The sequence below is a fragment of the Limnohabitans sp. 2KL-17 genome (assembly GCF_003063415.1).
In the GTDB taxonomy this organism is placed as follows: Bacteria; Pseudomonadota; Gammaproteobacteria; order Burkholderiales; family Burkholderiaceae_C; genus Limnohabitans_A.
The window spans coordinates 1-8392 of the sequence record NZ_NESK01000049.1 but is presented as its reverse complement, the minus strand read 5'-3'; the positions used below and the strand labels follow the sequence as shown (position 1 = coordinate 8392).

At 56.8% G+C, this 8392-nt stretch carries 8 protein-coding genes; 4 read left to right on the top strand and 4 right to left on the bottom strand.

Annotated features, from left to right (window positions below; translation table 11 throughout):
- Positions 1-271, top strand: a 271-nt coding sequence (locus tag B9Z45_RS16235) for a transposase (RefSeq protein WP_146180911.1), incomplete at its 5' end; no start/stop codon positions are given.
- A 104-nt stretch (positions 272-375) separates the two neighbouring features.
- Here B9Z45_RS16235 and B9Z45_RS16230 read toward each other — a convergent pair.
- Positions 376-936, bottom strand: a complete 561-nt coding sequence (locus B9Z45_RS16230; RefSeq protein ID WP_108408242.1) for a hypothetical protein — start codon at positions 934-936, stop codon at positions 376-378.
- 98 nt (positions 937-1034) lie between these two features.
- On the opposite strand from B9Z45_RS16230, the gene B9Z45_RS16225 reads away from it, so the two are divergent.
- The gene (locus B9Z45_RS16225) at positions 1035-1259 is read left to right on the top strand and encodes a DUF2188 domain-containing protein (RefSeq protein WP_108408243.1); all 225 of its coding nucleotides are present in this window, start codon (positions 1035-1037) and stop codon (positions 1257-1259) included.
- 2 nt (positions 1260-1261) lie between these two features.
- Positions 1262-1966 carry a toll/interleukin-1 receptor domain-containing protein gene (locus B9Z45_RS17565; RefSeq protein ID WP_108408241.1) on the top strand — a complete coding sequence of 235 codons (705 nt, stop codon included), beginning with the start codon at positions 1262-1264 and terminating at the stop codon, positions 1964-1966.
- Positions 1967-2320: 354 nt separating this feature from the next.
- Here B9Z45_RS17565 and B9Z45_RS16215 read toward each other — a convergent pair whose 3' ends face one another.
- From B9Z45_RS16215 to B9Z45_RS16205, 3 genes are all read right to left on the bottom strand, one after another.
- Complete coding sequence (locus tag B9Z45_RS16215) at positions 2321-2914, bottom strand: helix-turn-helix domain-containing protein (protein ID WP_108408240.1); 594 nt, start codon at positions 2912-2914, stop codon at positions 2321-2323.
- 51 nt (positions 2915-2965) lie between these two features.
- Entirely contained in the window at positions 2966-4225 is a 1260-nt protein-coding gene (locus B9Z45_RS16210) for a TolC family protein (protein WP_108408239.1), read from the bottom strand.
- 222 nt (positions 4226-4447) lie between these two features.
- Complete coding sequence (locus tag B9Z45_RS16205) at positions 4448-7888, bottom strand: VCBS domain-containing protein (RefSeq protein ID WP_108408238.1); 3441 nt, start codon at positions 7886-7888, stop codon at positions 4448-4450.
- A gap of 290 nt (positions 7889-8178) precedes the next feature.
- On the opposite strand from B9Z45_RS16205, the gene B9Z45_RS16200 reads away from it, so the two are divergent.
- Positions 8179-8392 (top strand): hypothetical protein (locus tag B9Z45_RS16200; protein ID WP_146180949.1); only part of this gene is annotated, 214 nt, incomplete at its 3' end.

Below are 8392 nucleotides of genomic sequence, written 5' to 3'. Positions count from 1 at the left end.
GAAGGCACTGATCGCATCCAAGGCACCACATGCGAACGACTTCACCAACCAGCGGGTGCGCAAGGGAGGTGAGGTTGACCCGGCCCTGCGCTCGAAGAATCGCAACAAGTCCAAGGTACGCGCCCGGGTGGAGCACGTCTTCGCAGTGGTCAAGCGGCTGTGGGGCTTCACCAAGGTGCGCTATCGCGGCCTGGCCAAGAACGCCACGCGCTCGTTCGTGGCCTTGGGTCTGGCCAACATCTACTTAGCGCGTGGACGCCGCATGGCATGAGTGCGTCTTCAGAGCGCGCAATGCGCGTGTCTGGCGTGAAAAGGCCAGAAATACGGGCCGAAATTGGGCCGCTTCGCCCATCACATCTCGCATCATGCAATCAACTAGCAACATATCGCTGAATTCGGTGGCTTGTTCAGCGTAGCCTTAAAGTGAGCCTCAATGACTTGCACGTCGGCCTGAGCCCGATGTTGCCTATCAGCGGCGTTCTCCACCTCAATTGCTTGTTCCACTACGTCAGTGTTCCAGCCACCAGCGCGGTAAATCATGGCATCCACATCCCTAGCCTCACCCGCCAAGGCTTCCAATCGGTCGGTCTGCCTTTGACCAAGCGACTCCCGGGATGAATCGGCGATGCTGACCATACAGGCAGACAGAAATGCCGGAAGCGGCACCCGGTCAATAGGCCATGGACGTCCGCGCTCACCATCCTGTTTGGCCCCGCTTGCAGCAATGAGGGCACGCTTTACTGCCTCATTCAGCAACTCCTTGGGATCCGTGTACTCGGTACCCCAGACAAGCAGTCTGGATTTTGCGTACAAGCGCAGCTTCTCAGCGGCAGTCAACATCATCAGCGCACGAGATAACTCCTCAACACTGGCATGGCGTTCTGAAGGCGGTTTTTGCGTCACGGATCCTCCCTGGGTCTTTATATGTGCGGTCATTATTTTCCATGCGGACAACGGAGAGGCAATTGTCCGCGCCGAATTTAGCGACCGCACACATATATAGCGGCAATCACGCCGCAGTAAGGAAACTCGATATGACTAAACGCAATCAACATGTGGTGCCCCGTGAAGATGGCTGGGCCGTCAGGGGCGCAGGAGCTCAACGCGATACGCAAGTTTTTGACCGCAAGCAAGACGCCGTGGATCGTGCCCGGGAAATTTCGCAGAATCAGAAGTCTGAGTTGGTAGTCCATGGCCAGAACGGCCAGATTCAATACAAGGACAGTCACGGCAACGACACTTTTCCGCCAAAGGGGTAAGAATGGCCAGATGCACAGCTCCAGTAGAAGGTCATCGCTCATCTAGCGCTGCAGCAGCTTGTCCCGCCTGCCGTGGCGGCTATGGTCGACGGTACGGTGGTTACGGAAGCGGCTATAGCTCGTCCTATTCGTCAGGTGGTAACAGCTTCAGTAGTGGAAGTAGATCCAGCGGAGGCAGCAGCACACGGCCACGCTGGGCTCGCGCAAATTCGACTGTTTTTTATACACCAGCACAGGTGGTGTCCCTCACGCCGGTGCGAGAGGCCGTAGAAAGAGAAGCGGCAGCTAGGCCGGCCCTTCGAGATTGCTTCCTATGCCATGCTTGGGACGACCGACAGGGAGCCGCCAAACAACTGCATGATTTGCTCGAGGCAGCAGGTGTCAGGGTATGGTTCAGTGAAAAGGACCTTTACCTTGGTGTGCCGATGATGCGCGCAATCGACAAGGGATTGGCGGCCTCGAAAATCGGACTCGTTTTGGTTACCCCTGCACTGCTTGCACGCCTACCTAAAGAGGGTGTCGCAGACAAGGAGCTTTCAACACTCCTGCAAAGTAACCGTCTCGTTCCCATTGTGCACGGCACGACGTACACAGCACTCCTCGATGTCAGCCCCATGCTGGCGTCAAGAAGCGGGCTTGATACATCAGAAGACCCCATGGCGGTCGTTGCAACCAAGATTGCCGAGCTGGTTTCCATCTGGGACTGACAGGGCTACCTGCCTAAACAGCAGGTAGGTAGCTTCTGCGCTTTGAGGACAAGTGACCGATAATTGGCCTGCCATGTTCGATCCCCCTATGAATTGACAGACCGTAATCACTGTATAGCAGTCGTGTATTTCAACCACAGCAACAAAAACACCTAATTTCGCTGAAAATCTGTTTTCACGATTTACGATCTTTTTCCCCAAATATTTGGATCAAAATGACCATGTACAGCCTGTTTTTTCCCAATATTTACGGACATTTCACAAGGCTGCACAAACCCTCCAGCCTTGATCGCGCGCTGGCTTGGGTGATTTCGCCCACGACAGGGCCTTGCGCCGTTGATGCACAGCAGCCACTCAGTGCACAGTGGCTTGCACACCAGCAAGGAAAGCCTCAAGCCAGGCCAGTGTCAGAGGGCCCGTGATCATCTGAATGGACGAGGCGCCTTGATGACGCAGCTCGGCGGCATCGGCACCCTGCGCCAAAAGCGTCATCGAGATGCGGCGACCGCTCGTATTCAGATCGGCCATAGCCGCCAAGATGCGTTCTTGCTGATGAAGCGGCATGTTCATTTCAGCGATCAGCATGTCGGGGCGATCCTTGGGCAGATGCAGCAAGGCCAGCGCTATGGAATCCAGCAACTTCACCTCAAAAGGAAAGCGCCAACTGGGGAGCGCCTCATGCAAGGCTTGGTACAAGGCCTGTGACTCCACGGCCACGATAATGCTGGGTAGCTGGCGCGCCTTATAGGGCGTGCTGACTTTCACAATCTGCTTGTTTTTCAAGTCAGCGATCGATTCCAAGGCAATGCGTCGATGCCCACCACGGGTTTTCCAGCCGACAAGCTCCATGCTGTCGACCAGCGACTGAACCATCGTCGTCGACACGCCCAGCATATTGGCCGCCTCGGTGGTGCTGATGAACTGGGGTTCTGTTTTACGCGAATTCATAGATCAGTCAAAACCCATCAAATTTTGCACATCAAAAGCGTCCTGGCATGTTCATAGACCTTCGGGCTTTGCCTGCAAGACCCAGTCCACGCCCCGTGAAAGCACAGCCAGACGCCACTCATAAACGCTCACCGAGCCTTGAGCCTCCGCCAACTGGATTTCAGTCTGTGCCATTTCACGTGCGGCATTCATCACGTCTTGCCAGCTCTTTTTACCAGCCACAAACTGGCGGTCCCACGACTCGTAAACCGTCTGCGAGGCACTCAGGGCGTCGCCAAAAGCATGTGTACGCGTGAGCGCAGCACGCCAATTTCGGTGGTCAGCACGGATTTGCTCGCTTATCTTGCGCGTTCGGAAATCCATGTCGTCATTTTTGGCCTCTTGCCGCTGCTTTGCCGCTTGCAGTGCTGTCACATTGGCAAACCCACCGCCCCACTTGGACTCGAAGCCCAGCATCACCTGCGAACTGCGTCCGGACACATCCCCGTGGCGCTGCACGACACTGGCGCTCAACTCGGGCCAAAAGGCCGATGCAGTGCTGTCGGCAATCGCTTGCAATTCGCGCGCCTCGGCCTGCATGCGCTGAAGGCTCGGGTCTGTCTGCAGGGCCTGTTGGATGCAAGCTTCTGTCTCGGTCTGTGGCGGCAGCAATTCGCCAGGCACCAACAGCTTTTCGGCCACCTCACGACCTACCAATGTGCGCAATTTTTCGCGCGATATGGTCAACGCAACTTTCGCAAATTCCAAATCGGCCAACACCGCATCACGGCGACTTTCGGCCAATGCACTGTCGCTTTTCACATTGAGCCCTTCCCGAGCGCGGCGGCGTATTTGTTCGAGCAATTTCTTGTGAACAGCTAGGCTGGCCTCTTGCACCTGCACGCGAGCCTTGGCCGTAGACGCATCGCCGTAGGCCTGAATGACCTCCAGCGCAATGTCGCGCCGTGTTTCTTGTTGCGCGGCCTGGGCAACCTGCTGCCGAGCACTCGCCAATGCCACACCGGCCTCCAGCCGCCCCCCCGTCCACAAGGGCTGCTTGAGGCTGAGAATTTGAACCGAACTGTCCGTACCTATCACCAGCGCCTTGTCGGGCTTTTGTACAGAAATCGAGGGTGTCGGCCAGAACTGCCAACGGGCCGTTTGAACCTCGGACTGTGCAGCGCCCACCTCGGACTCACGCGCCCTGATCACCGGGCTGTCCGTCACAGCAGCTTGGAGCAGCGCGCGTAAGTGGTCAACCTCCGTTTTTTGGGCCAGCGCTGACGTTGAGCCCAACACAAAGGCCAGAACCCCAACAATGGAATTTTTCATGGATTTTTTTTAACTAAAACTATCGAAATGCTTGAATTGACATGGGATAAATCAGCACTTACGACAAAGTCGAAAGTATCGGCAAGACGCCGCCTGCTGAGAATCGCATCGTCATGGGGCACATCGTATTTTTATGGGGGAGTTTTCAAAGAATTCAAAGAATTCGCAAGCAAACGCAAAAGTCGAAAATATTCAGCGCGCTTCATCCTATTTTCAAGACAATCAATAAATCACCCCATCTGTGACCAACCTACTAAGTGAGTAAGCACCCAGGTCGGTGCTTTGCAGATTAATCACATACTCCACGCGGCCTGCTCCTTCCCCATCGATGTCAATAGTCAAAACCGCTTGGCTGGTAGCTAAGTCTGGAACCAGGCTGACCCAATCTGACCAATTATTCACGCCGGCCGCAAAGCCATCCAGCAAATCACTGATGTGCAGCTTATCGCCATCTGCAAGGCTGAAGGCTTGAATGGTAAAAACCGCCCCATTGGCAACAGGTTCGATGAACTCGAAGGTGTCAGGACCCATGCCAGACATGGACACCACATTGCTCGCGACCCTGACGGTTGAAAACACGTTGACGTCAAAGTCTTGTGGCGAAGAGGTGTTTTGGTGAATGTCTGTAAAAGACACGCTGAGCTTCACATCACCTTTCGGGATATCGCTCGGGTTGAAGCTCAAGGACCAGATGCCCCCTGCGGCCTGGGTCGACTGGCTGTACAACACGCCGCCAAGGCTATCCATCCAAGCCACGGTGATGGTGCCATCTTCGGCTACGTCTCCACCTACGGTGAATACGTCGCCTGCAAGCAACTCGCTCAGGTCCAAATTTGTGGGCACGATAGAGGTGATCGATGGCGTTTCGCCCACCGTATCAACGGTGACTGCGTCGCCCTGATAGAAGACGTCGTTGCCTTCGGCATCCTTCATGCTGTATTCAAAAGAGATCAGGCCCTGCAGGATATTTCCATCTGCGTCTTTGGGCAGATCGGCATTAGTGAAGCTGGCCTCCCAAGTGTTCTGACCACCGGAACCTGCTCTCACAATGGCCGTTTTGGTGTTGGCAGGGTTGCCCGAGATCCACACACTCACTGTCTGACCGGCGTCGGCGATGGTCTTTCCGTTCACGAAAAAGCCCTGAGCAGCCTCTTCGGCGTTGACGATGTTGTCTGCGGTCACCTGCAAGAACTCGAAATTGAGCCTAAAGGTGCTAAGGGCACTCAGGAATCCATCACTGGCAGTAACCTGGACCAAGACATCGCCATCCCCCGCGCCAGGTGTCCCACTGAAAATACGAGTATCGACATCGAAGGACAGCCATGCGGGCAAAGCTGAGCCATCTGCCTGCGTGGCCGAGTAAATCAGCGAGACGCTGTCTAAATCGGTAAATGTACCGGCTGGAAGTTGATAACTGAAGGCGACGCCCCGGGCAGCGACTTGGTCAGTGGCGGAAGCGTTGACGATAGGGGCATCGTTGGCGCCGTTGATGGTGACGGTCACGAGTTGCACTGTGCCGTCAGCGGCGGTGACCGTGAACGTGTCGCTTAGGGTAGAACCTGCAGCCAGGGCTTGCACGGTGGCGTTGCTGTTGTTGAGCGTGTAGGTCCACTCGCCAGAGGCGCTCATGGCGTAGGTGCCGTAGCCGCCGGTGCTGGTGGCTCCAGCAGTGACCTCCGTGAACAGGTTGGCTGTGCCATCGACGTCGGTGCTGAAGAGCTTACCGGTGGCGGTCGGTGTGCCAGGGGTGCCGTTGGTCACGCCGCTGTCTTCGGTGACAGCACCGGTCACGGCGCCGGTGATCTGGGCCGCATCGTTGGCGCCGTTGATGGTGACGGTGACCACCTGGGTGGTGCCATCCTGGCTGGAGACGGTCAGGGCGTCGGTGACTTGGACGCCAGCAGCCAGGGCTTGTACCGCGGCCTTGGTGTTGTCCAGGGTGTAGCTCCACGCGCCTGTGCCTGCGGTAAAGGTGAAGTTGCCGTAGGTGCCGGCCAAAGACGCTGGGGCGTTGAAGCTCGATTCACCAGCATCGACATCGCTGACGCTGAGCGTGCCGCCAACGACTACGCCGCTGTCTTCGGTGACAGCACCGGTCACGGCGCCGGTGATCTGGGCCGCATCGTTGGCGCCGTTGATGGTGACGGTGACCACCTGGGTGGTGCCATCCTGGCTGGAGACGGTCAGGGCGTCGGTGACTTGGACGCCAGCAGCCAGGGCTTGTACCGCGGCCTTGGTGTTGTCCAGGGTGTAGCTCCACGCGCCTGTGCCTGCGGTAAAGGTGAAGTTGCCGTAGGTGCCGGCCAAAGACGCTGGGGCGTTGAAGCTCGATTCACCAGCATCGACATCGCTGACGCTGAGCGTGCCGCCAACGACTACGCCACTGTCTTCGGTGACAGCACCGGTCACGGCGCCGGTGATCTGGGCCGCATCGTTGGCGCCGTTGATGGTGACGGTCACGAGTTGCACTGTGCCGTCAGCGGCGGTGACCGTGAACGTGTCGCTCAGGGTAGAACCTGCAGCCAGGGCTTGCACGGTGGCGTTGCTGTTGTTGAGCGTGTAGGTCCACTCGCCAGAGGCGCTCATGGCGTAGGTGCCGTAGCCGCCGGTGCTGGTGGCTCCAGCAGTGACCTCCGTGAACAGGTTGGCTGTGCCATCGACGTCGGTGCTGAAGAGCTTACCGGTGGCGGTCGGTGTGCCAGGGGTGCCGTTGGTCACGCCGCTGTCTTCGGTGACAGCACCGGTCACGGCGCCGGTGATCTGGGCCGCATCGTTGGCGCCGTTGATGGTGACGGTCACAAGTTGCAGTGTGCCGTCAGCGGCGGTGACCGTGAACGTGTCGCTTAGGGTAGAACCTGCAGCCAGGGCTTGCACGGTGGCGTTGCTGTTGTTGAGCGTGTAGGTCCACTCGCCAGAGGCACTCATGGCGTAGGTGCCGTAGCCGCCGGTGCTGGTGGCTCCAGCAGTGACCTCCGTGAACAGGTTGGCTGTGCCATCGACGTCGGTGCTGAAGAGCTTACCGGTGGCGGTCGGTGTGCCAGGGGTGCCGTTGGTCACGCCGCTGTCTTCGGTGACAGCACCGGTCACGGCGCCGGTGATCTGGGCCGCATCGTTGGAATCAGTTGCACCGACACCAGCAGCGATGGCCAGTGCACCCACTCCTCCGGCAAAAGGTGCAAGCGCGAAGGGCGCCACAGCAACCAGGCCGCCAGCCTGGCCCGATGGGGCGATCCAGGTTGCCCAATCTTGTGCCGTGCTGCCGCCTAACACCTCCTGGAGCGCCGCATTGAAGCCGGGCTCGTCTGCAAGCCAGGCACCCAGCGTCGAGCGATCCCCGTAAACATACACCAACTCCTGCCCGTCGGCCAAGGCGATGCCGACTGAATTGGACTGCAACAGCAAAGGCTCAGCGGACTGACTCACCAACTCCAGTTGGGCTTGGCCGCTGGCCGGGTCAAAAAAGTCCTCCAGCAGCAGTTCGCTCTGGTCTGCAAAGCGCAGCAAAAGGTTATTGCCCTTTTTGAGGCCAATGGTCTGCACCGGCGGCCCTGGTGGCAGCTGCAACTTGTGCAGGGCATCCGGGCGGACCTTAACGGCCTGCTTTTGCGCCGGAACGACGGTGATGACAACAGACTCTGCTGGCTTGGGTACGAAAGTAGTCATGGCTTTGCACGGTTAAGAAAAACAATTTTTTGTTATTTTCTCGAACACAACATTTCTAATTGTTAACTTGACAAAATAAAGAACCAATTGTAGTTAACTTGCGTGGCTCACGCTGCTAAAAACTTTGTACAAACACCCATCAGGTTGCAGTTTTGAGTATCGAAATGAAACAATTTGTAGTTTTTGAATATTTTTAGACTCAATCGACATTTATTTCATACAATCAAAAATAATAAAATGATACTTAAAAAGTACTTTTTAGTTTAATTTATACCCACCAAGGAATCATCATGGCTACACCCGCACAAGCACTCAAGCAAATTCAAGACTACGCAAACAGCAACTCCGGATCATTGCCCACCCTCAACACCTACACTGACGCAGGCATCAAAGACGCCAGCGGCAAACTGCTGGTCACAAGCCTGAACTTGGCCGCCATCAACTCAGCTCTGGCCTCTACCAGCGTGACCGCCGCGCAGCTCAACAACACTGCCGCCATCGCTT

What these genes read in the sequence shown, in the direction of transcription:
- B9Z45_RS16230 (WP_108408242.1), bottom strand. Translation starts at nt 936, where the DNA reads ATGACCGCACATATAAAGACCCAGGGAGGATCCGTGACGCAAAAACCG.
- B9Z45_RS16225 (WP_108408243.1), top strand. Translation starts at nt 1,035, where the DNA reads ATGACTAAACGCAATCAACATGTGGTGCCCCGTGAAGATGGCTGGGCC.
- B9Z45_RS17565 (WP_108408241.1), top strand. Translation starts at nt 1,262, where the DNA reads ATGGCCAGATGCACAGCTCCAGTAGAAGGTCATCGCTCATCTAGCGCT.
- B9Z45_RS16215 (WP_108408240.1), bottom strand. Translation starts at nt 2,914, where the DNA reads ATGAATTCGCGTAAAACAGAACCCCAGTTCATCAGCACCACCGAGGCG.
- B9Z45_RS16210 (WP_108408239.1), bottom strand. Translation starts at nt 4,225, where the DNA reads ATGAAAAATTCCATTGTTGGGGTTCTGGCCTTTGTGTTGGGCTCAACG.
- B9Z45_RS16205 (WP_108408238.1), bottom strand. Translation starts at nt 7,888, where the DNA reads ATGACTACTTTCGTACCCAAGCCAGCAGAGTCTGTTGTCATCACCGTC.